The sequence below is a fragment of the Reichenbachiella versicolor genome, assembly GCF_003171675.1.
GTDB classification, from domain to species: domain Bacteria; phylum Bacteroidota; class Bacteroidia; order Cytophagales; family Cyclobacteriaceae; genus Reichenbachiella; species Reichenbachiella versicolor.
On record NZ_QFZQ01000005.1, the window covers coordinates 223,680 to 250,145 of the forward strand.

At 38.1% G+C, this 26,466-nt stretch carries 20 protein-coding genes; 14 read left to right on the forward strand and 6 right to left on the reverse strand.

Going from position 1 to position 26,466, the window contains the following annotated elements:
* Positions 1-51: 51 nt before the first annotated feature.
* The 3 genes from DKG80_RS11465 to DKG80_RS11475 are packed head-to-tail and all read right to left on the reverse strand — an operon-like array spanning position 52 to position 4,688.
* Positions 52-1,899 (reverse strand): M61 family metallopeptidase, encoded by a 1,848-nt coding sequence (locus DKG80_RS11465; RefSeq protein ID WP_109831483.1) that lies wholly within the window; start codon positions 1,897-1,899, stop codon positions 52-54.
* On the reverse strand, positions 1,896-3,479 hold the full coding sequence (locus DKG80_RS11470) for a M1 family metallopeptidase (RefSeq protein WP_109831484.1): 1,584 nt from the start codon (positions 3,477-3,479) through the stop codon (positions 1,896-1,898). The genes DKG80_RS11465 and DKG80_RS11470 overlap by 4 nt, the downstream gene beginning before the upstream one ends.
* Positions 3,480-3,527: 48 nt before the next feature.
* Positions 3,528-4,688, reverse strand: coding sequence for a J domain-containing protein (locus DKG80_RS11475; RefSeq protein WP_109831485.1), 1,161 nt, complete (start codon positions 4,686-4,688; stop codon positions 3,528-3,530).
* A 360-nt stretch (positions 4,689-5,048) separates the two neighbouring features.
* Here DKG80_RS11475 and DKG80_RS11480 point away from each other — a divergent pair, with 360 nt between their 5' ends.
* A complete protein-coding gene (locus DKG80_RS11480; RefSeq protein WP_162555836.1) occupies positions 5,049-6,032 on the forward strand; it encodes a hypothetical protein in 984 nt (327 codons plus the stop codon).
* 1,099 nt (positions 6,033-7,131) lie between these two features.
* Entirely contained in the window at positions 7,132-7,668 is a 537-nt protein-coding gene (locus tag DKG80_RS11495) for a TlpA family protein disulfide reductase (protein WP_109831489.1), read from the forward strand.
* Positions 7,669-7,827: 159 nt separating this feature from the next.
* Here DKG80_RS11495 and DKG80_RS11500 read toward each other — a convergent pair whose 3' ends face one another.
* Positions 7,828-9,147 (reverse strand): toxin-antitoxin system YwqK family antitoxin, encoded by a 1,320-nt coding sequence (locus tag DKG80_RS11500; RefSeq protein ID WP_109831490.1) that lies wholly within the window; start codon positions 9,145-9,147, stop codon positions 7,828-7,830.
* A gap of 168 nt (positions 9,148-9,315) precedes the next feature.
* Between DKG80_RS11500 and DKG80_RS11505 the strand changes: the two genes are divergently transcribed.
* The 4 genes from DKG80_RS11505 to DKG80_RS11520 are packed head-to-tail and all read left to right on the forward strand — an operon-like array spanning position 9,316 to position 13,627.
* Positions 9,316-10,644, forward strand: coding sequence for a carboxypeptidase-like regulatory domain-containing protein (locus tag DKG80_RS11505; RefSeq protein ID WP_109831491.1), 1,329 nt, complete (start codon positions 9,316-9,318; stop codon positions 10,642-10,644).
* Between the two features lie 3 nt (positions 10,645-10,647).
* Positions 10,648-11,199, forward strand: coding sequence for an RNA polymerase sigma-70 factor (locus tag DKG80_RS11510; protein WP_109831492.1), 552 nt, complete (start codon positions 10,648-10,650; stop codon positions 11,197-11,199).
* Positions 11,192-12,157 carry a FecR family protein gene (locus DKG80_RS11515; RefSeq protein ID WP_109831493.1) on the forward strand — a complete coding sequence of 322 codons (966 nt, stop codon included), beginning with the start codon at positions 11,192-11,194 and terminating at the stop codon, positions 12,155-12,157. The genes DKG80_RS11510 and DKG80_RS11515 overlap by 8 nt, the downstream gene beginning before the upstream one ends.
* Positions 12,158-12,172: 15 nt before the next feature.
* Complete coding sequence (locus DKG80_RS11520; protein ID WP_109831494.1) at positions 12,173-13,627, forward strand: carboxypeptidase-like regulatory domain-containing protein; 1,455 nt, start codon at positions 12,173-12,175, stop codon at positions 13,625-13,627.
* 120 nt (positions 13,628-13,747) lie between these two features.
* On the opposite strand, the gene DKG80_RS11525 is transcribed toward DKG80_RS11520, so the two are convergent.
* Together DKG80_RS11525 and DKG80_RS11530 are read right to left on the reverse strand one after the other, a co-directional pair.
* Positions 13,748-14,926, reverse strand: coding sequence for an acetyl-CoA C-acyltransferase (locus DKG80_RS11525; protein ID WP_109831495.1), 1,179 nt, complete (start codon positions 14,924-14,926; stop codon positions 13,748-13,750).
* A gap of 10 nt (positions 14,927-14,936) precedes the next feature.
* Complete coding sequence (locus tag DKG80_RS11530; RefSeq protein ID WP_109831496.1) at positions 14,937-16,484, reverse strand: hypothetical protein; 1,548 nt, start codon at positions 16,482-16,484, stop codon at positions 14,937-14,939.
* A 142-nt stretch (positions 16,485-16,626) separates the two neighbouring features.
* Here DKG80_RS11530 and DKG80_RS11535 point away from each other — a divergent pair, with 142 nt between their 5' ends.
* The 8 genes from DKG80_RS11535 to ilvA all read left to right on the forward strand — a co-directional run bounded on the left by DKG80_RS11535 (position 16,627) and on the right by ilvA (position 26,420).
* Positions 16,627-17,784, forward strand: a complete 1,158-nt coding sequence (locus tag DKG80_RS11535) for a 2-isopropylmalate synthase (protein ID WP_109831497.1) — start codon at positions 16,627-16,629, stop codon at positions 17,782-17,784.
* A 294-nt stretch (positions 17,785-18,078) separates the two neighbouring features.
* Complete coding sequence (gene ilvE / locus DKG80_RS11540; RefSeq protein WP_109831498.1) at positions 18,079-18,969, forward strand: branched-chain-amino-acid transaminase; 891 nt, start codon at positions 18,079-18,081, stop codon at positions 18,967-18,969.
* A 94-nt stretch (positions 18,970-19,063) separates the two neighbouring features.
* Positions 19,064-20,734: a dihydroxy-acid dehydratase gene (gene ilvD / locus DKG80_RS11545; RefSeq protein ID WP_109831499.1), complete on the forward strand. Its 1,671-nt coding sequence runs from the start codon at positions 19,064-19,066 to the stop codon at positions 20,732-20,734.
* Positions 20,735-20,817: 83 nt separating this feature from the next.
* Positions 20,818-22,560 (forward strand): biosynthetic-type acetolactate synthase large subunit, encoded by a 1,743-nt coding sequence (gene ilvB, locus DKG80_RS11550; RefSeq protein WP_109831500.1) that lies wholly within the window; start codon positions 20,818-20,820, stop codon positions 22,558-22,560.
* A gap of 12 nt (positions 22,561-22,572) precedes the next feature.
* Positions 22,573-23,127, forward strand: a complete 555-nt coding sequence (ilvN, locus tag DKG80_RS11555; protein ID WP_109831501.1) for an acetolactate synthase small subunit — start codon at positions 22,573-22,575, stop codon at positions 23,125-23,127.
* Positions 23,128-23,206: 79 nt separating this feature from the next.
* A complete protein-coding gene (locus tag DKG80_RS11560) occupies positions 23,207-23,788 on the forward strand; it encodes an O-methyltransferase (RefSeq protein ID WP_109831502.1) in 582 nt (193 codons plus the stop codon).
* 56 nt (positions 23,789-23,844) lie between these two features.
* On the forward strand, positions 23,845-25,173 hold the full coding sequence (locus tag DKG80_RS11565) for a pyridoxal phosphate-dependent aminotransferase (RefSeq protein WP_109831503.1): 1,329 nt from the start codon (positions 23,845-23,847) through the stop codon (positions 25,171-25,173).
* Positions 25,170-26,420, forward strand: a complete 1,251-nt coding sequence (ilvA, locus tag DKG80_RS11570) for a threonine ammonia-lyase (RefSeq protein WP_109831504.1) — start codon at positions 25,170-25,172, stop codon at positions 26,418-26,420. The genes DKG80_RS11565 and ilvA overlap by 4 nt, the downstream gene beginning before the upstream one ends.
* The last annotated feature ends 46 nt before the right edge of the window (positions 26,421-26,466 follow it).

Sequence of the window (26,466 nt, forward strand, 5' to 3'; positions counted from 1 at the left end):
CACTGAAACGACACGGTTTTTTGTGGCTTTATCATACTGATAAATACCGTTTTATTTAATATTCAACCAATATTTACGGAGTCGTTCCTGTCTATCGGAGGAATTGTACCAGACTTCCAATTTTGAAGACTTGGTCACTTTAGTGTCCACTGTTTTTGCCGATAGCCTTACTTTCCTCAGCTTCCCTTCTCTGTTCTTTCTAAAAACTACAGCATGGATTTTGTCCCCGACTCCATGTTTGTTTTTGAACTCTGTAAACTCTTCTTCATAGTTCTCAATATCAATCTTGACGCCATCAAACTTGTAAATGATATCACCTTCTTGATATCCCATCGCTTTACCAAATACATTCATATAATCAATGGAATTGATCACCAATAAATTGGTTTCCTCAGTCACTCCAAAACTGATATGACCTAATGACAACTCTCGGATAACAGAACCAGGCTGGTATTCGAGCCCCACTTTTCTAAAAAATCTTTGGTAAGGGATAGGATTCGCTTGCTCTACATGTTCTTTAAAGAAATCTCTCACCTCAGGATAGGTCATCTCGCCTATTACATCAAAAAGCTCACCGTCTTCAAATGGTCGATTCTTACCATACTTGTCAGATAGCTGATTCATCATCTGTTGAACACCATATTGTCCGTCAGACAAATCCAATAATAGTATATCTAAACACATCCCTATTAAGGCTCCTTTAAAATAGACGTTGTTGTATTGTCCGATATGTCTATCCAAACAATGAAGACTCAGTTCGGTAAAGGCCAATGAATCGACGTAGCGATAAGAGAATTGGATTTTATTATTGATTACTTCAAGGAATTGATCTATTGACATCTCTCCATATTTGACTTGTGTCAGTTGGGCGGCATACTCGGTCATACCTTCATACAACCATAGGTGTCTAGACATTTTTGGGTTGATAAAATCGAAATTGGCTATTTCTTTAGAATGAATATTGAGAGGTGTGACTATATGAAAAAACTCGTGTGCTGTGATGTCCTTGATAGACTGTCCAAGAAAAAAAAGGCTGGCTTGAGGAAGAACTAAAAGCGAACTATAGGAGTGCTCCAATGCTCCATATCCTCCAGACAATGTGGATGATGAAGGTAAATAGACTAGTACTACATATTTGTCTACCGGTAACTTTCCACCCAAATATTCCTTTTGAGCATTCATCAGCGGTTTGATAAGCTCTGCTACATAACCTGAGCTCAAACTGTTATCCGAAGAATGTACCGAAACCATTACTTCACAATTGTCTACATGAAAAGTAGTGGTATCCGGACGGCAGTACATGATCGGACTATCTACTAGCTCATGATAGCTAGAGGCCACAAACTGATCCTGTGTATCCGAATCAATGATTTTATTGAGGGCGGTAGTACCAAACATCTTAGCTTCATGGGCGATGTTCAGCTGAATTGGAATTGATTTCATCCCGTCTAGATATCCCACGAATCCAAATAGGTTCATCACAAAAGCATACTCTTCAATGGAAGTACCTGCTGGTTCAAAAATTATATTCTTAAGATGGGTATCGTAGGTATCATCTACCACATAGCTGATTTTGTGAAGCTGCTGCGCGGAGTGAATCAACCTTCTATTGACAGTCAGGGAGTCAATTTGAAGTTCATTACCTGCCTTATCAAAACATCTGAAATCACTGATAAACCGACCGAAATCATACACTTTGTATGTACCTGGGACGATTTTGGGAAATTGAAATTCAATACTAGACTGTGATACTTCTGGCACCAATACTTCTACGGCAAGTTGATCATTTGAGACTGTCGTCAGATCTATACGAACCTGATAGACAGATTGAGCTGATGAAATATTGCCTCCCAAATAAAAAATACAAATCAGTATGAATGGAGAAGCAAGTTTCATCATCCTTTGATCTTACCGTAAATCAACCCTTTTGGGTCTAGGGTAAATTCTCCTTGTTGACTCGAAGAGACTTTAATTTTGAAGCTTTGTTCTCTTCTATCAAGCCGCAATTTTCTTACATCCAATGACGTTCCTTGCTTAATCTGTAAATCAACCCGCACATCGTAAACGTGGTCTGTATGCTGGACGGTAGTTACGATCACTTTATTTCCTTTTCTTTTGACAGCATATGTAATATCGACTCCTCCAGGAACTTCCAGCCATTGATAGAAAAACTCATCCCAGTTTTGACCTGTCACTTCTTCTACTACAGCAATAAAATCCTTCGTATCTGCATTGGAATGCTTGTAGGTCTGAAAATAGGTTATCAACACTTCCCACATTTTCTCTTCTCCTATTCTGTCACGAAGCATTCTTAGTATCCAAGCTCCCTTTTCATACACAAGTGGACTCAAGATCTTTGAAGGTTCATCTACAGATTTGATCAGTACTGTCCTATCAGGGTACTTCGCTTCGTACTTTTGAATCTTTATGCGATCTGCTTCATACTTCTCTAGTGCCCGAACCATCCCTTTTCGTTCTTCCAGATACCGCCCTTCCAGAAATTCTGCAAAGCCTTCTGACAACCATACGTGTTCCCAGGATTTTTCCGTGACACTATTGCCAAACCATTGATGGGCTACTTCATGAGCTATTAATTGAATGATTTCTTTACCTGTTCCTACTTGATTCTCATCGTAAAATATGTTGCTCGCATTCTCCATACCTGCAAATCGAGTAGTGGACTCCACATGGTCAAGTTTACTGTAAGGATATTCTCCCAAGTTGGACAGGAAGAAATTATATATTTTCATAACATCAGAAAATGACTTGAATCCCTCTTGCGCTGTCGATCTGTAGACCCAGCTTGTGGAGAAATGATCAGATTCCATAGGCTTGGTCACAAAGTCAGCAGCAGCCACTGCCATTACTTTGGTGGATAGCGGTGTATTCTCTTTCCAGTGATGTCGAACCTCTCCAGTTACCAAAGTGGATTGATCTATCAAATTACCAGATCCTACTACTTTGTAATGTTTCGGTGCAGTAACTACAAACTCACAACTTGCTTTGTCAGCGGGGTCATCCACTACTGCCAACCAATAGTGTGCTCTATTGGGCCAATGGTCTGAAAAAAAAGTTCGCTCTCCATATTTATTCTGAGATATATACATGCCATCCTTGGGTATCCCAGCATAAGTCAGCGATAGTTCTATGGTATCAGATAGTGCGTATTTGTCCTTGAGCAAAATATACAAAAGCTCATCCTCATGAATAAAACCAACTTGCTGTTCATCGATAGATAGACTCTTGACTATCATTCCCTTTCCGGTCTTATCATATGCGTCCAAATCTAAACGAAGAGTGTCCAATGCGTCTTTTGTTTGGACCAATCGAATGTCAGCTTTAACAGCTACTGTATCTGAGGCATCATTCAGTGCGACTTCAAAACGATAATGGACTACATCTATGTCTCGATCGGCAAGAGCTGGTGAAAAAATAAAAAGGCAGAGTAAGGCAGGTAAATAGATCTTCAGCGGATTCATAAAATGTTGTTTTGTATTAGGCAATAAGTCTAAAATAGGCAGCTATGTTCAAAGAGTAAAGTCTGGATCAATACTTTTTGCTATCGAAAGAGAATGATTCATCTTATCTCGCTGTCCTAAAGCATCATATGCTTTGACTTCGATTGCCCAAATGGCCAAACTATCTGACCATATCTCTTTGCCCCATGCTATTGACTCTACTGCCTCGTTATACTTTCCAAGTATCAATTGCATTTCTGAGACTTTAAGGTATACTTCATAGTGTGACTTAGGTATCATGCCTGCATTTATCAGTAGAGGGTAGGCTTTCCCTAAATCAGCTTCATACTGAGATACTGCACGATCGGCACTCAGTTGATAATAAACCAACGCCTGTTCATAGTCTTGAACTCCTTCATCATACACTTTGGCTAGTTCAAAAAGTAGCTTTTGGGTATCTAATCCCTTGATTCGAAGCTTTTGATACCATTGAATGGCCTTTCTGTAGTTTCCAGAGTAGTGATAGGCATGCGCCAATTGAATCATCATTTCCATAGAGGGCAAATAGGTGTAGTCCATTAGCACCTCGTACTGGTGGGCAGCAACTCCAAACTGACCGGAGGCCATGTTTTCTTTTGCATTTTTCTCTATTCCCTTGAGCAACTCTGTTTTGAATTTTCGCATGTAGGTCTCTTCATTGGAGAAATATCCCATGCCTTTGAGAACCAACAGGGCTCCTGCCACATTTCCTTTCTCCTTTTCAGCTACCGCTTCTTTAAACGTATCCTGACGAATCTCCATTCGCTCAGCACGCTCGAGTGACTTTTTATACTTCCACAGAGCTGTCCCTCCATATACCAGTATGCCGATTCCCAATGTCACTAAAAAAGCAACCAGAGTAGCTCGGATATTTTCTTTGGAGTTGACTTTGACCTTTCGGTAAAATGGAGGCTTTCGCCCAAATGGATATCGATAATGCTGCTGAAATGGCGATGGACTAGGCGCAGAGTATATGGCTCCATACGTTCGCTTCAGATCGTACTGAGCTTTGGTATGTGGGTCAGATAAGACCTGATAGGCTTGATTGATCAGTTTAAACTGTTCTTCGGTATGTTCCCCGCCTGTATAGCTGTCGGGATGGTACCTTTTGGCCATTTCCTTAAATGCCAACTTGATCTCACGCTGAGTGGCAGTAGATGGTATTCCTAGAAGTTCATAGTAATCAACCATGCAAGTAATTTATTAACTGGCACCTTACTAACGAACAAATTGCACTGATTGGTTTATGATATTATATGATAAATATGCGCTAGGGCGATCAGAGTATGCAATTGGATACGTAAAATGTACTCTTGGGAGTATAAATGATGCTTTTAGGAATTTAAAGTGCGGTTTTAGGTTTGCTGAGTATGCTCTAGGGCAATGAAAGTATTGTTTTGGTAGATTGAAGTGTGCTAAAAGGTAAATAAGGATTTATGTGCTGTTTGTGATTGGTTGTTGTCGTTTATAGTATTGTGTTTCGATATGAAAAAAACGGAGTGTTATTACTCGGTTATTATGATCAATCCCAGAACTTCAAAATTTATCAAAATGAAAAAGATATACTTAGTAGTTTCCTCAATGTTATTTGCCTTATCAACTCATGCTCAATGGACAGATAACGGAACGAATCTGACTACAACTGACAAAGTTGGGATTGGGACAGTCAGTCCATTGTTCAACCTAGACATCAAAACCAACAATACCTACGAGGGAAACAACTTATATTTTGGGGACAGAAGATTCTATTTAGCAGGAATTACTGGAACAGGTTCTCAAATGTATGGCGGATTAATCCTTAATAACCTTACATCAATTCATGGAGGTCTAAGGTCATTGGAATTTTCTGTTGGAAATAACAATTTTAGTAGTATATCAAATCCAGAAAATAAAATTTTAAGTATTCAGAGTACTGGAAGAGTTGGAATTGGGTCTGGAGAAATGATTGCAAAGTATCCATTGGATATCAAAACGAATAGCGGATACGAAGGAAACAACCTTTATTTTGGTGATAGAAGAATATATTTAGCAGGTATTACTGGGACAGGAAAACAAATGTATGGTGGATTTGTTCTCATAAACGAGGGTAGTGGTGTCAGAAGTTTAAACATTGTAGCAGGGAATAATGATTTTAGCACTGATAAAAATCCGGAGAATGTCATAATGAAAATAAAAAGCTCGGGTAAAGTAGGCATAGGCACAGATGATACTGGTTCTCATAGACTAGCAGTTGACGGCTCAATCGGAGCAAGAGAAATTAAAGTAGAAGCAAGTGGATGGTCTGACTTTGTTTTCTATGAAGACTACGAACTTCGAACACTTGAGGAAGTTGAACGACACATAGAAGAACAAGGTCATCTCCCACAGATTCCGAGTGAAAATGAAGTAATTGAAAATGGCATCAACTTAGGTGAAATGGATGCTAAACTGCTTCAGAAGATAGAAGAGTTAACCCTGTATCTAATCCAACAGAACAAACAACTTCAAGCTCAACAGGAAAAAATTGATGAACTTGAAAAGAAAGTCAACAATTAAAAAGATCATAACAGAACCTATACTCCATATGCATTCGAGCTATTTGCAAGGGCTAATGCTATCCGATACATTAGTAGAAATTTGAAAAGTCCAGCTTACGAATAATTGCGAGCCGTTATTAACCACACGCCTCTTCACATTTTTTAAATGATTCAAACGGAATGGTAGTTGCGCAACCACCATGTGAAACATGGCGGTACCTTAGGTTTGTAGTGTTGTAATATTTTAATACAGCCGAGGGATTACTTGCTTAGCTGTTGAAAAAAGTCTTCAACTTTTGTATCAAGCGAATTGAGAATACGACCCAATGTCTTGATGGTTAAATTCACTTCACCCTGTTCAATCTTCCAATAATGTGAGCGACTGAATTTATTTTGAATAGCAAACTTTTCATAATTCTTAATCCCCTTTGACTCTCTTAAATGACGGATGTGTGAGCCAATTTTCTTTTGAAGGGTTTCGATATCGTTGGGCAACTTTGAACTCATTAGTGGAACTCAAAGATTGGGTTAATGCCCTTTAAAAAGTACTCTTTATAAAGAGTGAAAAGGTTTTGTTATTTACATTTGTAGCAAGGATAATCTTTATTTTCATGGATGAACTCTTCAAGTCTTTTAAGGTAATAAAATCAAGTTACCTAACGCAAAATATGGTTAGTGAGCTCTCAGAGATCTTAGAGTGCGTTGATATTAAAATCTTTCGAAGGTATTTACGATCCTTAACCTTATACTATCTCAACTCTGAACGAGATAATGTAAACGAAGACTTCCGAAATTTTTTAGAACATCTTCCAACTATTTTTGACTTCTTAGACCTAGTAGAAGACAAACTTGAAAAACATAATGAAGTATAAATGCCTATTCTTTAAGAGTTCGCCTTGAAAGATAGAATAAACATTAGAGTCTATTGGCTAGGTACTCTGGCAGCTAAACAAGCCATGTAAAGAGATACCGGTTTCCCATAATTAATTTTAAGTGTCATTGTATTTATACTTAAAACAATGAACTGTATGGATTGGATCGGCTAGATTCGAAGTGTTACAAACTTTTCGTAGTTAGGTCAACAGCTTACTATGACAATACAATGAACCAAAAGCTCGATGAATAAAAGAATTTTACTCCTGATAGTAGTAGTCGTTTTCTCTACTAAACTGCTATCTGCTCAAGATAGACCAGCACCTAAGTATCTGACGATTCAAGAATTTCCTGATTCAGTGAATAACACCGTTCTTAAGTCAATGAATGGAAAGTCGACCTCACTTTCAGATGTTCTTGATTCTTATATAGGTAAGAAGGTATTGGTAGACTTTTGGGCCTCGTGGTGCAAGGACTGCTTGGTGTCGTTGCCAGGTTACAATAAGCTCAGAAAGAAAACGGAAAGTTCTGATGTTGCTTATCTTCTTTTATCTGTTGATAAAGAAGATGAAAAGTGGAAAGGGGCTATATCTAGATTTAACATATTAGGTGATCATTATAGATTTGACCGAGGTTGGAAGAATCCTTTCTCTAATTACGTAGATCTGGACTGGATACCTAGATACATTGTCTTAGATGAAGAAGGTAAAATCATAGAGCCCAAATCAATTCATATAGATGATAGTTCACTCTTCGAAATACTCACCGATACTAGAAAATAATCATAAGATTCAGTTATAGAACATAGCTGTAGATAGCTTCTCCTTATTATTCCCGTTTTTAGAATTTTTTAAAAGGCTTGATTCTACCCTTTTTTAGAATCTTGAATTGGTTTTAAGAATATTTAAAACTAGTTCAACCTTATCTATTATATGATTCTTTTACTTTATCAACTTCCCAAACTTGTACTTTTCTTCACGAAGTAAGTTTCCTTTTTTGTCGTAGTATTTCCAACCACCATTCTTTTCGTTTCTATGATAAGCTCCTTCTGTTAAGAGATGTCCAGATTTATCATACTCTTTGTACAGACCATCTAGTCTATCGAATTTGTAAAATTTCGAAATCATAAGTTTGCCGTTCGGGTGCATAGATTTAGTCTCTCCATGTAGTTTTCCTTTATCAAACCGCTCTACTAAGGTTACCTTTCCTTTGTCATTGTATGTAGTTCGCTTACCACTCAGTTTGCCATCAGTATAGTTTTCTGTGATATGTAGTTTACCATTTTTCTCTCTGAAGTATTCCCATTCACCAGATTTGAAACCGTCTTTATGCCTCCGCTTCGCGATGATTCCACCTTTCTCATTGTATTCTACTTCAGTATTATCCTGTTCCTCATTGGAGTAATCAGACTTGATTTTCACTTGGCCATTTTGAAAATAGATATAGTTTAATCCAGTTTTCTTACCAGAGTGATAAATGAACTTTTGTTCGACAGACCCATCTTCGAAGTAGCTAATGACATCACCATCCAAAGTACCGTTTAGATATTCTCCAGACGTTTTCAACTGTCCACTTTCGTAGAATTTTTTATATGTTCCTTGTCTTGCGCCATGACGCTGGTACGCCTCAGTATTTATCTTTCCATTAGGATAGTAGCCTATCATAGCTCCATCTATCAATCCATAGCTATAGTTAATCTTGGATTTTAGATTTCCACTTTCGTAGTAAGTAGTATTAAGGCCGTGTTGTTTGCCGTCACGATAGTTGATGATTTCTTTTAGCGCGCCACTTTGATAATATTCCTTGACTTCTCCGTTGGGCTTACCTTTTTTAAATGCAGTAGTATTTTTGAGATTACCATTCGAGTAATAGCTGGATAGAACCCCAACCAAGGTATCGTTGAGAAAAGTACCAGATTGAATCAATGCACCCGTTTCGTCATAGACTTCGGTTTTGCCTTGACGAAGGTTTTTAGAGTATTCCGTTTTTCGTTGAATTTGACCACTAGGGTATAGATTCAAAAAGACTCCTTCTTTTTTACCTCTATTGAAATGTCCAGTCACTATGGTGTCTCCTGTGAAACTATACATGACGTATGCTCCATCTACCACTGCTGTGTCTAGTTGGATGGTTTTGTATCGTTCTTTGATAGGGTATTCGCCGTTTTCGTTTCGAGTGTTGTATCGGGTGATTACATCCTCCTGTGCCCAAGATAAAGTGGTCGATAGTATAGCGATTAAAGCAAAAAGTACTCTTCTCATTCCTTCTTTTCGATAATTCGTTGCAAATCTATAACGGCGAAAGAGACTTGCAGCAATTGTGCCATTATTGTTGAGTCTAATACTGAAAATTGAAACTATTTATTTTTTGGACACAGGGTAAAATCTATCAAAGGGTACTTCAATAGTAGAAACTAAATTGTTATTGTCATGAAAGCTAGAATTAATAAAAACGCTCCGACTCAAGAGGACGAGGTTTCCTCTGGAGTTTTATTATCGCTCACCTCAAGGGGAAAGGAATTAAATCCAATAAGCCATCGCCTAGCGATTAAATTACTTGTATTGACCATTCTATTATTGGGAAATGTCGTTTTGGCTCAGGATAATTTTATTACTGTTAGTGGATCAATAAAATCTCAATCTACAGGCAGTCCAATTGGTTCTTGTACAGTGAGCATAGAAGGGCAAGATTTAAACTCAGTAGCTAACTACGAAGGTGAATTTGAAATCAAAATTCCAAAGTCGTTTATTGAAGGAAATCTGGTTTTTTCAAGTATAGGATACGAGTCTGTAGTATCTGCTATTTCTGAGCTTCAGCCTACTGGAAACAAAATTGAATTAAAGGAAAAGGTGCATTTACTGAAGGATGTGGTAGTGTCGGATGCTAAGTATCTGATCGGACAAGCACTCGAAAAAAAGCAAGTCAATTACCTAAATGAGCCAGAAGTACTGACATCGTTCTATCGCGAGATGATTCGTCGAAGTCATAAATATGTCGATTTTTCTCAGGGTATGGTGGAATTTTATAAGGAAGCATATAATAACAGCCTAAGCTCTATGGTGAAGATCAATAAAGGTTACCGTGGCAAGAGTTACAAGAAAAGTGATACACTAGCACTGAAACTTCAAGGTGGTCTAGGGACTATGTTGTTGCTGGATTTAGTAAAGAATCCAGGAGAGATTCTATCCGAGTCTTCTATTGAAAACTATGATTATAATCTCATGGATGTAGAAGAGCTAAATGGTCGAAGAAACTATAAAATTTCTTTTACTTCTAAAAAGGGATACGATGGGACTAAGTTTCAAGGATTGATCTATATAGATCAGGAGTCGATGGCGTTTACTTCGGTCAGATTCGGCTATCATCCAAGCGAACTAGATAGAATGGGTACTGAGATGGTTAAAAAGAAGCCACTGTTTGCAAAGTTGGCCCTTGAAGATGCTTCATACAGTGTTAATTTTTTTCAATCTCAAGATGGTAAGTGGTATCTTGGGTATGCGAGGAGTCATCTTCAAGTAAAAGTTAATTGGAAGAAGAGGCTTTTTAATTCTACTTTCTATGCCACATCTGAGATGGTAACGACTAATAGAAATAAGGAAGTTTCCAAAGAAGGGTTTAAAGGTATAAATCAGAATTTGGTTTTTTCTGATGAGGCTCCTAAGTACAACGATGCTTCTTATTGGGGAGATAATACCATTATCAAGCCTGAGGAGGATTTACTAAAAGCGTTGAAAAAAATAAATAAACAGAAGTCATAATTCATGTCTTTCACCACACAGCGAGATTTAGGTGCTTTTGAAAAAATATTCAAAGAATACTACTCTTCCTTACTTGTCTATGGAATAAGAATGGTAGGGGATCGCAGTGAGGCTGAGGACGTAGTTCAAGAGGTGTTTTTCAGTTATTGGAATCAGAAGGATAAGGTAGAAATATCCCATTCGGTCAAATCATATCTTTTTGGAGCAGTCAAAAGGAAATGTCAAAATAGATTGAGACATCAAATGGTGGTAAGTAAACATCAATCAGAGTTGGTAAAATCGCCAGCAGTGCTTTCGTTAAACCCTGAAGAAATACTCAATAACGAAGAGCTGAGTAAGAGAATTAACCACTGCATAGATGAGCTTCCAGAGAAAGGCCGACAGGTGTTTAGAATGAATAGATATGAAGGTAAGAAGTACAAAGAAATAGCAGAAGAACTCAACATTTCTATCAAGACGGTCGAAGGTCATATGACCAACGCCTTGAAAAAATTGAGAATGGCGCTAGCAGAATATGCTTTTCTTCTTTTTTTAATCATGGTCAATTATGGATAAAGGAAATATAAAATACGATGAGGCTTTTATGGCTGAGTATCTAGCTGGCCAGATGGAACAAAGTCGATCAGCTGAGTTTGAAGCTGCTTTGAAAAATGACATTGAGCTTAAAATTGATTTTGAGTTGTTTGAAAAAGAATGGCAGCAGATCTCTTTGGCTACTTTGGTTAGTGAAGACGATTTGACAGATGCTTGGGAAAAACAAAAGCGCCGAATAGTCAGGGAGTCATGGAGGAGTAAATTGGTTAAAGTAGGTGTCGCGGCAGTACTTGTATTCGGAGTGACACTGGCTTTTCTGACTATTCGAAATGAAGTTACTAATTCATGGGTGACTGTTTCAGCAGATCAATTGGATGATAAAAAATACGAGCTTCCTGATGGTTCTATTGTTTACATATATCCTGGTTCTACATTAAAGTATCAAGAGGACTTTGCGCAAAATAGAAATCTAGAACTGAATGGAGAGGCATTTTTTGATGTGAGTAGAGATGAAAGTCATCCTTTTGTGATTGGTTTAGGAGACGCTCAAGTCAAGGTGCTAGGAACTTCTTTTAATGTGGCCTCTTCAAATAAAGTTCATAGTGTTCAGGTGAAATCAGGGAAAGTCGCTTACGAACTGGAGGGGAACAAACCAGTTCTACTGACTAAAAACATGAATCTAAAAGTTGAGGCCGGGAAAATTTCAATGGTTGAACGTTCAGAGCCAAACATTTTATCATGGTACAATAAGTCATTGTCTTTTGAAGATACTCCTTTGACGGAAGTTTTTGATGTCGTGGGACACGCATATCAGCATGAGTTTAAGCTTGAATCAAAGTCATTCTCTAGCTGTAGGTTGACTGCCAATTATGAACAAGCCACATTAAAAGATATTAAACAAGCCATTTCTAAAATCTATAATTTGCAAATGAAGGAAGAAGGAGAGCAAACAATTGTCACCGGAGATCCATGTGAATAATTAGAAGTAAGGGCTATGAGGTTTGCCTTGTCTTTCATTTTTTTTAGTTGTTTGAATGTGGCTTTTGCTACTATTCAAGGAAGTGATTTGGATAGAGTCATCTCTTTTGAGGTGAAAAATCAGAAAAGTGCTAAGGCGATAAAGTCACTGATGGGAAAAACTAATTTTTCCTATGATACGAGACTATTGCGAAAGAGAAGAGTCTCTATTAGCTCTGATAGTTTGACGACAAGACAGTTGCTTCATATTCTTTTTGAAGACAGCACTTTGGTAATTGATGAGTTGGAAGACTTTGTGGTGATATACAACTCTATTCCAAGATCAAAGAAGAACGATTGTGTACAATCACAACAGCTTAGAGGAAAGGTTTTTAATCAACTTACAAAAGATCCATTACCCTATGCACCAATCAGGTATGGAAAAGGAAAGACTACAGTAAGTAATTCTGATGGTGATTTTAGTTTGATACTTCCATGTGGTCAAGATTCAGTCTTGATTTCGGTGCATGCATTAGGGTATCAAAGTAAGAACTTTAGTCTTTCTGTTACTCAGCATGCCAACGTAGCCGTAGTGCCAGAAGCCATTACGTTGAGAGAGGTAATAATTAGAAAAATTACTCCACGTTTGGCTATAGAAAAATCGATAGAAAACATATCCAAAGCATTTACAGATTATCGAACGATCAATCGAGCGTTTTTTAGAGAAATGATTTTCGAAAATGAAGAGCTAACAGCTTTGGCTGAAGCTGAATTTGATATTACAAAACCTGCTTATGGAGCAATGGAGCGGGAAAGAGTGAAGCTGATTAGAGGAAGGAAATGGATGTCTCCAGAATACCGAGATACAATTGTGTACAAGACTAGAGGTTCTTTGAGTAGCTGTTTGAAGCTAGATGTTGTTCAACATCTGGGACGATTTTATGATAAGGATAGTCAATCTAGTTACGATTTTAGGTATGTTGATTTCGTAGTATTCGGAGACGCGATGGTACATCAGGTCGATTTTTATCCAATAGAAGGTTCTGGAGAATATTACAAAGGGAGTTTGTTTCTTGATCAAAGAGATTATTCATTAAGAGCTATGAAACTAGAGGTGGCGGCAGCTTATCGGCAATTAGCTAATGATGATTTTGTTGAAAAAAAACCGAAAAATCTAGAGATTAAAAATAAGGCTGCAACCTATGCTGTAGATTATGTCAGGAAGGAAGGACGTCTTCATTTGAATTCTGTACAAGTTAATGTCAGCTTCGAAGTGAAAAATAGGGATACCAAAGAGGAAGGTGTTTTTAGGAGTCAAGCAGATTTAGTGTTTCATGAAAGCAAGCCGTCACAGATAAAATTTCCCAGTAAAGAGTCATTCATGACTAATGACGTATTACTAGAACAGTCCATAGATTATGATATTAACTTTTGGGACAATACTGGCTTTATTCCAATTGAATTTGATGTGTATAAAGCTCTTTTAAAATGAAAATTCAAAGAAGAGCTGAAGTGAAGTTCCCTGACCCAAGGGTACGGGGTATCTTTGGGGTTTTATTTCTACTCGACCCAAGGACCGGGGAATTTAACCCAAAGGGCTATCGCCCTGCGATTAAACTTTTTCTATAACAATGGCACTTGCCCCACCTCCCCCATTACATATTCCAGCGACTCCTATCGAACCTCCATTTGAATTTAGAGCTGAATTCAGAGTGGTTACTATTCTTGCTCCAGACGCTCCAAGTGGATGGCCTAGAGAAACAGCACCTCCAAGAATATTGACATTGCTATGATCAAGGTTAAGCTTTTTCATATTTGCCAACGCAACTACAGAAAAAGCTTCATTTATCTCAAATGCATCTACATCTGAATTTTCTATTCCAGCTAGTTTCATGGCTTTAGGAATGGCTAATGAAGGAGCAGTAGTAAACCAAAGTGGTTCTTGAGCTGCATCTGAGAAGCTTCTAATCTTTGCAATAGGTTTGACGTCAAATTCGTCTACTTTCTTTTTATTCATTAGGATAATACAAGCAGCGCCATCATTAATAGTTGAAGCATTTGCAGCGGTGACCGTACCGTCTTTATTGAAAACAGGTTTAAGTAACGGAAGCTTGTCGAATCGAACTTTTTTAAACTCTTCATCCTCTGTCATTAAGACTGGCTCGCCTTTACGTTGAGGGATTTCAATAGAGATAATCTCGTCTTTGAAAAGTCCTTTTTCAGTGGCGTGTGCCGCTCTCTGATAAGATGTGATAGCGTACTCATCTTGTTCCTCACGTGAAATACCCATTTCTTTAGCTGTATGATCTCCGCAGCTTCCCATTGGGAATTCATGATAAGGTTCCCAAAGCCCGTCATGTTGTAAACCATCTATTAATGTGTCATTTCCATATTTATAGCCAAATCGTGCTTTGGGCAAGTAAAAAGGAATATTAGACATACTTTCCATGCCTCCAGTTACGACTACCTCATTTTGACCAAGCATAATAGATTGAGCACCCAGCATGACCGCTTTCATTCCTGAAGCACATACTTTATTCACTGTTGTACAAGGTACATTGTGACCAATATTTGCTCCAAGTGCAGCTTGTCTTGTCGGAGCTTGACCTAGTCCAGCCGAGACAACATTGCCCATGAATACTTCATCGATAGACTCTATTGGGATGTTGGATTTTTTGATAGCTTCTTGAATAGCTATAGAACCCAGTTCAGTAGCAGAAAATGGAGAGAGTGCACCTCCAAAACTTCCAATTGGAGTACGGACAGCTGCGACTATGAAGACTTCTTGCATGGATGTATAGTTAATGTTTGTTCAAAATGGCGTATGCTTTTTGTTTTACAATGTCACCAATTGGGCGGTTTTCTATCTTAGATTCAAGCCAAGAAATAATATCAAAGTAAATGAACGCACGCTTTTCATAGGGGTCTTTAGATAGAGGTATCAGGCTATTCCTTAAGGTAATAAATCTATTTTTTAATTCTTCCTCAGTGATACTCATATTCAGTTTCAGTAGAAAGTTCAAAATGTATTTTTGAAACTGATGAAGATCTTCTTTTTTGTAAAGGAATCGATACGTAGATCGGACGTGATATTGAATTAGATCCATATTGCCCAACTCATAGTGACAAATCAAGCTTAAGATTCTTGCAAACCCATGAATGTCCTCTCTTAGGTCTCCTTCTGTGGAGTTAATCACTTTTTGAACCCAGCTAATCGCAATTTGAAAATCCGAATTCCCAAAGTATAAACAAGCCGTTTTGTAAAAGAGAATCATTCGAGAATGAGGGTCTAGTTGAGGGATAAAGGTTTCAAGTCCAGGGTTGATTCTAGTCATCAGGTTTACACCTCCTTGAAAATCACCTAACAAGAAAAGTCGATTGAATTCATGTACGAAAGTGTACTTCCTGAGCTTCAAACTTATATTTTCATTCTGATAAGCAGACGGAAGATTATTTAAAGCACGTAACTCTCGAGTAGTGTTTTGAAATTCACGAATTTTCAAAAGCTTATTTTGAGCAATGAGCAGGTTGTTAAGACTATTTATATAAGTTTCTAATCTTGAAAGAATCAACGTCTTCTGTCCATCGAATATATTGACAAGCTTTTTTGCATACTCATATCCCGTTTCAAAATCTTGGATAAAGAAGTAATACCCAATGTATAGATTGTAAAGTCCAATTTTTTCTCCTATCGATAGATTGGCCTCTACGAAATACGGAATATCCTCTTCAAACACCTTTTTAATTTCTTTGTAATCATTTTCATTCCGGATGAAACCAATCTTTTTGTAGATAGATTGTAGTCGAAACTGAAGATTTGAGAAAGAATTGATATTGTTGATTCGACCTGTCACCTCCTGCACCTCTTTGATAACAGCGTCAGTTCTAGATACATTGTCTTTGGCTGCTGAGTGGGCTAGCATTTGTTTTTCCCATTTCAATACTTCAAGGCGTAGTTCAAGATTGTCAGACTTGACAGCCATTTTTTTTGCTTTTTTGATCACCTCTCCACACTGACTATATAAACTCTTGTTAAATAGAATTTCTGCATGATCTATGGTGTCTCTGATTTTAATATTAGGCAGGGTTCCAGAATTGTAGTCTCTTAGATTTTGAAGGATTTTGTTGTACAGGTGAGCCTTCATGTTGGAAAGCTGATTGGCTTTCAGGGTTTTGTCTTTATTTAAGATTTCTGAATCATTGTGTTCGCTTTGTTTGTCAATGATATCAAACAGTTTCGCAAACTTTTTGTCGCCATCATCCTGTACTGCTATTTTAAAATAACGTTTTTCGCTTTTTTTTAAAGATTTTATTAAAGTGAACAAAGTATCAGAACTATCCTTAGGCATTGTATTTATTTAGACGTTATTGATCTCAAAAATAAGATTTAGGTTTAAAATTAAATACTTAGAAATCGTAATTAAAAAAAAGATTGGCATTGTACAGTGATAAGTCGCCAATTACATTTGAATAATAGATTAAAAAATTGTTATGGAAAATCGCATTCAAATATTCGATACGACACTAAGAGACGGAGAGCAAGTGCCAGGTTGTAGACTCGATACGAAGAACAAACTTCTTATCGCAGAGGAGCTGGAGTTGTTAGGTGTTGATGTTATCGAAGCGGGTTTTCCTATCTCCAGTCCAGGTGATTTTGAGTCAGTATCTGAGATCGCTAAACTGGTAAAGAATGCTACAGTATGTGGATTGACCAGAGCGGTAGAAAAAGACATTGAGGTAGCGGCAGATGCTTTGAAACATGCTAGGTTTCCAAGAATTCATACTGGTATTGGGACTTCTGATCAGCACGTATTTACTAAGATCAAAACAACTAGAGAAGATATCATCGAGAGAGGAGTTAGAGCTGTTAAGTATGCTAAGTCTTTTGTAGAAGATGTGGAGTTCTATGCAGAGGATGCAGGGAGAACGGATAACGAATACTTGGCTCAGGTAATTGAAGCTGTGATTGCAGCTGGTGCCACTGTAGTCAATATTCCTGATACGACTGGGTACTGTCTTCCTGAGCAATACGGTGCTAAAATCAAATTCTTGAAAGAGAATGTGAAAAATATCGATAAAGCCATCATATCTACTCACTGCCACAATGACCTAGGATTGGCTACAGCGAACTCTATCGCGGGTATCCAAAATGGAGCGGGACAAATAGAATGTACTATCAACGGCATAGGTGAAAGAGCTGGTAATACTTCTTTGGAAGAGGTTGTCATGATCATGAGAAAGCATGAAGCTCTAAAAGCAGATACTAGAATAGACTCAAAAAGGCTTAAAGGAATTAGCAATCTGGTCATAGAAAGAATGAGAATGCCAGTCCAAGCTAATAAAGCAATAGTCGGAGCAAATGCATTTGCTCACTCTTCTGGAATTCACCAAGACGGTGTCATTAAGAATAGAGATAATTATGAAATTATAGATCCAGCAGAGGTTGGTGTTCATGAGTCTTCCATTGTATTGACAGCTAGATCGGGTAGAGCAGCATTGCTCTATAGACTAGAGAACCTTGGTGCTAATTTATCTAAAGAAGATTTAGAGCCAGTGTATCAAAAATTCCTAGAGTTGGCCGATGCTAATGACGTAGTGAATGACGATATGTTGAAAAAATTATTGGACGAAAATATGGTGGATGCTTAATCTTCCTTGAGTAAGATTCTGACATTAATCATTAAGAGATAGGAGTAATTTGGTAATTGATAAAAAACGCTGATGAATATTTTGAGGACAGTTTTTAATTCTGTTACCTTTGAGCCAATAAGAAAAAGAAATGAAAAATACTTTAGTCATAGCATCTGTGGTCATTGCTGAAGCGGTCGTCGCTTCGGTCAAGGAATGATGTGTCAAAAGTGTTTTGAAAATATACTAAAGCGTCATTCCTAAAAGAATGACGCTTTTTTTATACCCAAAAAGCAACCTAAAACAAAAACTAAGATGTATTACAAAAAGAACTCAATAATATACCTAGACGGTGAATGGGTGAAGGCAGTTGATTCACATGTGGATCTATACAGTCAGACACTTCATCATGGAAATGGAGTTTTTGAAGGGATACGATCATACAGCAGTGGTGCAGGCCCTAATATATATAAGGCCCGTGAGCACTTTGAGCGTATGAAATACTCATGCGAAACTATGGGGATCAAATTCAACTACGATGTAGACGAATTAGTAAAGGTTTCTTATGAGTTATTGGAGAAGAACGGTGTTGAAAATGCTTACATCCGTCCTTTGGCATATTTGGGAGCCAATATGAAATTGATCACATGTAGTGAAGTTCATATTATGATAGCCTGCTGGGAGTGGCCTCCATACTTGGGATATGAGAATCAGAAAGTCATGATTTCTCCGTATCATAAACCAAGTCCAAAAGCATTTCCTGTTGATACTAAGGTGAACGGAATGTATGCCAATTCAATCTTGGCTACGAATGACGCGAAGAAAAAAGGATTTGACGAAGCACTTCAGTTGGATTTGGATGGGAATGTAGCACAAGGTTCTGGCCAAAACTTCTTTTATGTCAAGGATGATATGCTTGTAACCCCACCACTAGGAAATATTTTTCCTGGTATTACAAGAGCTACAATCATAGAGTTTGCAATGGAGTTAGGTTATCCTGTGATAGAGAAGCTATTTAAGCCAGAAGAAGTGAAAGAAGCTGAAGGGGCTTTTTTCACTGGTACAGCAACAGAAGTAGCAAGTATCGCCAGCATAGATGATTTTAAGTTTAAAAAGAATTGGAAGGATACTATCGCTTACGAGCTCTTTCAGATGTACAGAGCTAGGGTGACCAATGATGAGTTAAGCGAGTTCAATTTGGGGTAATCCCTTATAGAAAAAATGGCAGTCAAACGCCAAAAGTTTGTCAGACTAAAAGAAATAAGCACGCTCAATAGAGCAGAATAATTATTGAAAATCAATGGAGTTAAACAAGTACAGTAAGACGCTAACGCAGGATCCATCACAGCCTGCATCGCAAGCCCAGCTTTATGCTACGGGTATGACTGAAGCTGACATGAACAAACCTCAAGTCGGTATCGTCAGCACAGGTTTCGAAGGGAACCCATGTAACATGCACCTTAATATCTTGTCTCATCAAGTCAAGAAGGGAGTTAAAGAAGCGGATCTTGTCGGATTGATTTTTCATACAATTGGAGTCTCAGATGGTATTTCCAATGGTACTACAGGAATGAACTATTCCTTAGTATCGAGAGATATTATTGCTGATTCTATAGAGACTGTAGTTCAAGCACAGTTTTATGATGCAGTTGTCCCTGTAGTAGGATGTGATAAGAATATGCCGGCATCGATCATGGCATTGGGTAGACTCAATAGGCCTGGACTAATGGTATATGGAGGTACAGTAAAACCAGGGAAATGGAAAGGGGAAGATCTAAATATAGTGTCTGCTTTCGAAGCCTATGGTGCTAAACTACAAGGAAATATTTCCGACGAAGATTATAAAGGGATTATTCAAAACTCTATCCCAGGACCAGGAGCATGTGGAGGTATGTATACTGCTAATACTATGGCTTCTGCTATAGAAGTAATGGGTATGAGTTTACCTTCTTCATCTTCCAACCCCGCAGAGTCTGAAGATAAGAAACAGGAAACATACAGAGTAGGTCAGGCTATTTACAATTTGTTAAAAGAAGACCTCAAGCCAAGAGAGATCATGACTAAGAAGTCATTTGAGAATGCTTTGACGTTGATCATGATAACCGGTGGTTCGACTAATGCAGTACTTCACTTGTTGGCGATGGCTAAGTCGGTGAATGTCGATTTGACTTTGGAGGACGTTCAAAGAATTTCTGACGCTACTCCTTTTATAGCAGATTTGAAGCCAAGTGGAAAGTATTTGATGCAGGATCTTCACGATGTAGGAGGTATCCCTGGATTGTTAAAAATATTGTTAAACGAAGGCTACCTACATGGTGATGAAATGACAGTAACTGGGCAGACCTTGGCTAAAAATATTGAGGAAGGTGCTCCATTGAAAGAGGATCAGAAGATCATTCACACTTTTGATAACCCTATCAAGAAATCAGGTCACCTTCAAATATTGTATGGTAATCTAGCTCCGGAAGGTTCTGTAGCTAAGATTACAGGAAAAGAGGGTGAATACTTCGAAGGTCCAGCAAGATGCTACGATGACGAATTCGCAGCTATCAAAGGTATAGGAGAGGAAGTACAGAAAGGTGAAGTGATCGTGATCAGATACTCTGGACCAAAAGGTGGGCCAGGTATGCCAGAAATGCTTAAACCTACTAGTGCTGTTATGGGCGCGGGGTTAGGTAAAGATGTAGCCCTGATTACAGATGGAAGGTTTTCTGGTGGATCTCATGGTTTTGTGGTGGGGCATATTTGTCCTGAAGCACAAGAAGGCGGTCCAATAGGATTGATCAAAGATGGAGATATAATCTCTATTGATGCAGTCAACAATAGGATGGATATTAAGATCTCCGATGAGGAGATGGCTAAAAGAAAAGCTGAATGGGTACAGCCACCTTACAAGGCTGAAAGAGGAGTACTTAAAAAATATATCAATTGCGTGAAGTCTGCATCTGAAGGCTGCGTAACGGATGAGTAAAATCAGTCGATAGTCAATAGACGATAGTCCAAAGATTTCTATGGACTATGGATTACAGACTATGGACTCAATATGATTGAGTTATGAATACATCGACATTAGAATTAGAACAAGAAAAGAAGATGATCAGCAAAACTGAAAGAATAACAGGCTCTGAAGCAGTATTGAAGAGCTTGTTGGAGGAAGGTGTAGATACTATCTTCGGCTATCCAGGTGGAGCTATTATGCCTATCTATGACTTGTTGTACAAGTACATGGATAAGCTTAACCATATTTTGGTAAGACATGAGCAGGGTGCTGCACATGCAGCACAAGGATATGCACGAGTCAACGGCAAAACAGGTGTCGCTTTTGCTACCTCAGGTCCAGGTGCGACTAACCTGATTACAGGTATTGCAGATGCACAAATTGACTCCACTCCTTTAGTTTGTATTACTGGTCAGGTATTTTCCAAGCTATTGGGTACCGATGCTTTTCAGGAAACTGATGTCGTTGGTATTTCTATGCCGGTGACAAAATGGAATTGTCAGGTGACTAGAGCGGAAGATATTCCAGCGGCTATTGCCAAAGGTTTTTATATAGCTAATTCAGGTCGACCAGGGCCAGTATTGATAGACATTACTAAAGATGCTCAGGTGAATGAGATGGATTACACCTATGAAAAGTGTGAGAAAATCAGAAGTTACCACCCATACCCTGAACTAAAGAAGGATAAGGTAAAAGAAGCTGCATCATTAATCAATGAAGCTAGAAAGCCTTTGATTTTGGTTGGACATGGAGTTATCATTTCTCAAGCTCAAAGTGAATTACTTGAGTTTGCAGAGAAGGGAGGGATTCCGATGGCATCTACACTACTGGGATTATCCGCAGTTCCCAATGCTCATCCTTTGTATACAGGTTACTTAGGTATGCATGGTAACTATGGCCCGAATATCAAGACTAATGAATGTGATCTTTTGATAGCAATTGGTATGAGGTTCGATGATCGTGTGACGGGAGATTTGAGTAGATATGCCAAACAGGCGAAAGTGATACATATCGAAATTGACCCTGCCGAAGTAGATAAGAATGTAAAAACAGATGTAGCAATCATCTCTGATGCTAAGGCTGCTCTGTTGGAATTAATTCCTGAGGTAAAAGAGAATAAACATGATGCTTGGCTTAAGGAGTTTCATGATTGTGATCAATTAGAATATGAAAAAGTTATCAAGCACGAATTCAATCCTACAGGGGAAGAATTGAAGATGACTGAAGTAATTAAGATGATCTCTGATAAAACAGAAGGTCAAGCCATCTTAGTTACAGATGTAGGACAGCATCAAATGATTGCAACACGCTATTATGAGTTTGCTGATACTAGACTGAACGTAACTTCTGGTGGATTAGGAACAATGGGCTTTGCATTACCCGCAGCGATGGGGGCGAAAATGGGTAGACCTGAAAAAGAAGTTATTGCTGTAATAGGTGATGGAGGATTCCAAATGACTATTCAGGAATTAGGGACAATATTCCAGAGCAATATTGCAGTTAAGGTTCTTATTCTGAATAATAATTTCCTTGGAATGGTACGTCAGTGGCAAGAGTTATTCTTTGACAAGAGATATTCTAATACTGAAATGGTCAATCCTGACTTTCAAAAAATAACTGAAGGGTATGGTATTAAGACTAATAAAGTAACGGAACGAGAGGCGTTGGATGGAGCAGTTCAAGAGTGGTTAGATTATGACGGCCCATGTTTATTAGAAGTAGTAGTCGAGAAAGAAGGGAATGTATTCCCAATGGTACCTGCAGGCGCTTCTGTGTCAGAAATAAAATTAGAAAAGTAAAAACGTAAGACAGTGGATAAAGTATACACAATTTCGGTTTTGACCGAAGATAAGGCTGGTTTACTCAATAATATCACGATAATTTTCACTAGAAGGAAGATCAACATTGTAAGTTTAAACGTCTCTACTACAGAGGTAGCGGGGATTAGTCGGTTTACTATTGTAGCAGATGCACCTAAGGAAGATTTACAAAAAGTGGTAAAGCAGATCCATAAGATTGTAGATGTCGTTGGCGCGTTTTTATACGAGGATGATGAAATCTACTATCAAGAAATGGCTTTGTACAAAGTTCCTACTAAAGTTTTCTTGAACGGTGAAAGTATAGAGAAGCTCGTAAGAGATAATGGAGCCAGAATTCTCGTGATTGAGGAAGACCATATTGTACTTGAAAAGACAGGTTACAAATCGGAAACTCACGATCTATACGAAAAACTCAAGCCACTTGGTTTGCTTGAGTTTGTCAGATCAGGTAGAGTAGCGATCTCTAAGTCAAAAAGAAGAACAGAGGACTTTATTCATGAATTGGAGACATCCAAGGATCATGTTTTGAAGATAAGCGACTTTTAGTCCAGACATAAAACAAAGACTAAAAGAGCAAAGATGGTTCGCTGTCTTTGCTCTTAGTTTTAAATATTAGTCGGTCATTATGGATCAATCAGTAATCGTAAAAATGCCAAGTGTATTTCAGTCTCTTGAGAAAAGGTGTATTGAAATTGGTTTTACAATGCCTTCTGATGTATATATCGGGACATTGTTGAAATCTTTGATAGCATCTAAACCGAGTGCTAAGGTACTGGAGTTAGGAACTGGTGTTAGTTTGTCATTAGCATGGATGATTGAAGGTCTAGATGAGGACTCACATTTGATCAGTATAGATAATGACCCTAAACTTGTATCAATTGCAAAAGAATACTTTGGAAATGATCATAGGGTTGATTTACAGTGTTGTGATGGTACTGATTGGATCAAGAATTATCAAGGAGGTAAGTTCGATTTGGTATTTGCAGATGCATGGCCGGGGAAATATAGTGAGCTTGAAGAAGTACTTGATTTGATTAATGTCGGTGGCTTTTACGTAATTGATGATATGAACCCTCAGCCTAATTGGCCAGAAGGACATGCAGAAAAAGCCAAGGGGTTGGTCACTTATTTGGAGAGTAGAGAGGACTTTTCTATCACCAAAATGAATTGGTCGACAGGGGTAATTCTCTGTACTAAGAAGAAATAAAATAATAAAAGAGCTAAGGTTAAAGAAAATTGGCCTTAGCCCATGATACTAAAGAAATGAGGCAGGTATTATTACATGAGGGGTCAAGACAGCTAGATTACGAAATACGTAACATCGTCAAAAAAGCCGAGGAACTCGAAGCGCTTGGACAGAAGATCTATTGGGAAAACATAGGAGACCCAATCCTCAAAAATGCCACTATTCCTGATTGGATTAAAGAAATTCTTCATGGTTTAGTCGATGACGATTTGACCTATGGCTATTGTCATTCAAAGGGAGTGCTTGGGACTAGAGAGTATGTAGCTAAAAAGAACAATGAAAAAGCAGGGGTTCAAATAACAGCTGATGATGTTTTGTTTTTCAATGGCTTAGGAGATGCTATTGGTAAACTTTATCAATTTCTTAATCCACATTCAAGAGTCATCGGTCCTTCACCTGCATATTCGACGCATTCAGCACTGGAAGCTGCTCACTCCAATAAAGAACCTTTAACCTATAATCTAGACCCAGAAAATCATTGGTACCCCGATTTGGAAGATCTTAGATTAAAGGTAAAATATAATCCAAGTATAGTAGGTATTCTTATCATCAATCCAGACAATCCTACAGGTATGGTATATCCTGTAGAAGTGCTGACAGAAATTGTAGAGATAGCAAGAGAATTCAATCTTTTCCTAGTTAGTGACGAAATCTATACCAATATTATTTACAATGGTGTTGAAACTAAATCACTGTCTCAAGTTCTTGGTGATGTACCGGGGATAGCCATGAAAGGTATTTCAAAAGATACTCCTTGGCCGGGTTCAAGATGTGGGTGGATGGAGTTTTATAACCGCGATGCAGATCCAGACTTTAATAATTACTGTGCCACTATGGAAAATGCTAAAATGGTAGAAGTTTGTTCTACAACTCTACCTCAGAAAGCATTACCATTGATTCAAGAACATCCAAGCTTTCAACCTTATTTGGCTCAAAGAAGACAAGAAGTTTCGGAGAGAAGCAAAGTAATATCTTCAAGATTAGAGGATATCTCATATATTAACTTCAACCCTACAAATGGAGCGTTTTACAATACGATTGTATTTAAAGATGGGGTGATCAACAATAATCAGTTTCTGGAAATTGATGATGCTAAGTTGAAAGCAAAAGCGGAGGATTGGGTAGAGAATGTGTCTTCGCCAGATAAGAGATTTGTCTACTATCTATTGGCAGCTAAAGGAGTATGTGTGGTTCCATTGTCTTCTTTCCAGTCAGAACTGTTGGGGTTTAGGATTACACTTTTAGAGGAAGATATAGAGGTACTTGATCAGACATTTAGTAAGATCGCGGATGCAATCAATGAGTTTTGTACTTCTGATAAAGAAGTAGAAGCTGTAATGTCATGAGTAATAAACCCAAACTTGAAGGAATCCTAAAGGCACATATTAGTTTGAGCGGAGTAGCTGAGCGCACTCCCACCTCGTTTAATTTGAACTTTTCGGATCGTTATGAAAGCAAGGTCTATTTTAAGAGAGAAGACCTTCAAGTAGTGAGATCGTATAAACTCAGAGGTGCCTATAATAAAGTTTCTAGTCTATCAGATAAGGAAAAAGAGCATGGTATAGTCTGCGCAAGTGCAGGCAATCATGCTCAAGGTGTTGCCTATTCGTGCAAAAAACTAGGTATCAAAGGCACTGTTTTCATGCCAAGTGTAACACCTAAGCAAAAGATCAATCAAGTAAGAATGTTCGGGAAGGACATGGTTGATATTGTACTTACAGGAGATACTTTTGATGATGCATATACAGAGGCTCGCGCGTTTGAAGATAAACATGGTGCTACATTCGTGCACCCTTTTGATGATACTAAGATTATTGAAGGACAAGGAACGGTTGCTCTTGAGATAGTAACTGATATTGACCAACAAATAGATTACCTTTTTGTCCCCATCGGAGGGGGAGGTTTGGCTTCTGGTTTAATTACCGCATTTAAACAACTATCACCAGACACTAAGATCATTGGACTAGAACCTGAGGGAGCTCCAGCAATGAAAAGGTCTATTGAAGAAGGTAAGAATGTGACCTTGGATGAGATAGATACTTTTGTCGATGGAGCTGCTGTCCGAGCTGTAGGTAAGTTACCTCTGGAAATATGTAAAGATGGACTGGACGAGATCAAGTTAGTACCAGAAGGGAAAATATGTACCACTATTCTTCAATTATACAATCAAGAAGCTATTGTAGTAGAGCCTGCTGGAGCGTTGAGCTTAGCAGCATTAGATTTCTATAAAGATGAAATCAAAGGTAAAACGGTAGTTTGTATAGTCAGTGGGAGTAATAATGACATCACACGAACCGAGGAGATTAAGGAGCGATCACTTCTTTACGAAGGTGTAAAGCACTACTTCATGGTTCGCTTTCCACAAAGAGTAGGAGCACTAAAAGAGTTTGTATCGGATGTATTAGGTCCAGAAGATGATATTGTGCATTTCGAATATTCTAAGAAGCATAATAGGGAAAATGGTCCAGTTTTTATTGGTGTAGAACTTCATGATAAGGAGAGTCTAAATACTCTTTTTGAGAATATGACCAAGAATAATTTTCCATATGAATACCTCAATGAGAAACCTGATCTTCTACAGTATTTAATATAAAAAAAGGCCTCATTAGAGGCCTTTAAATAATTTTCTATTTTGTAAG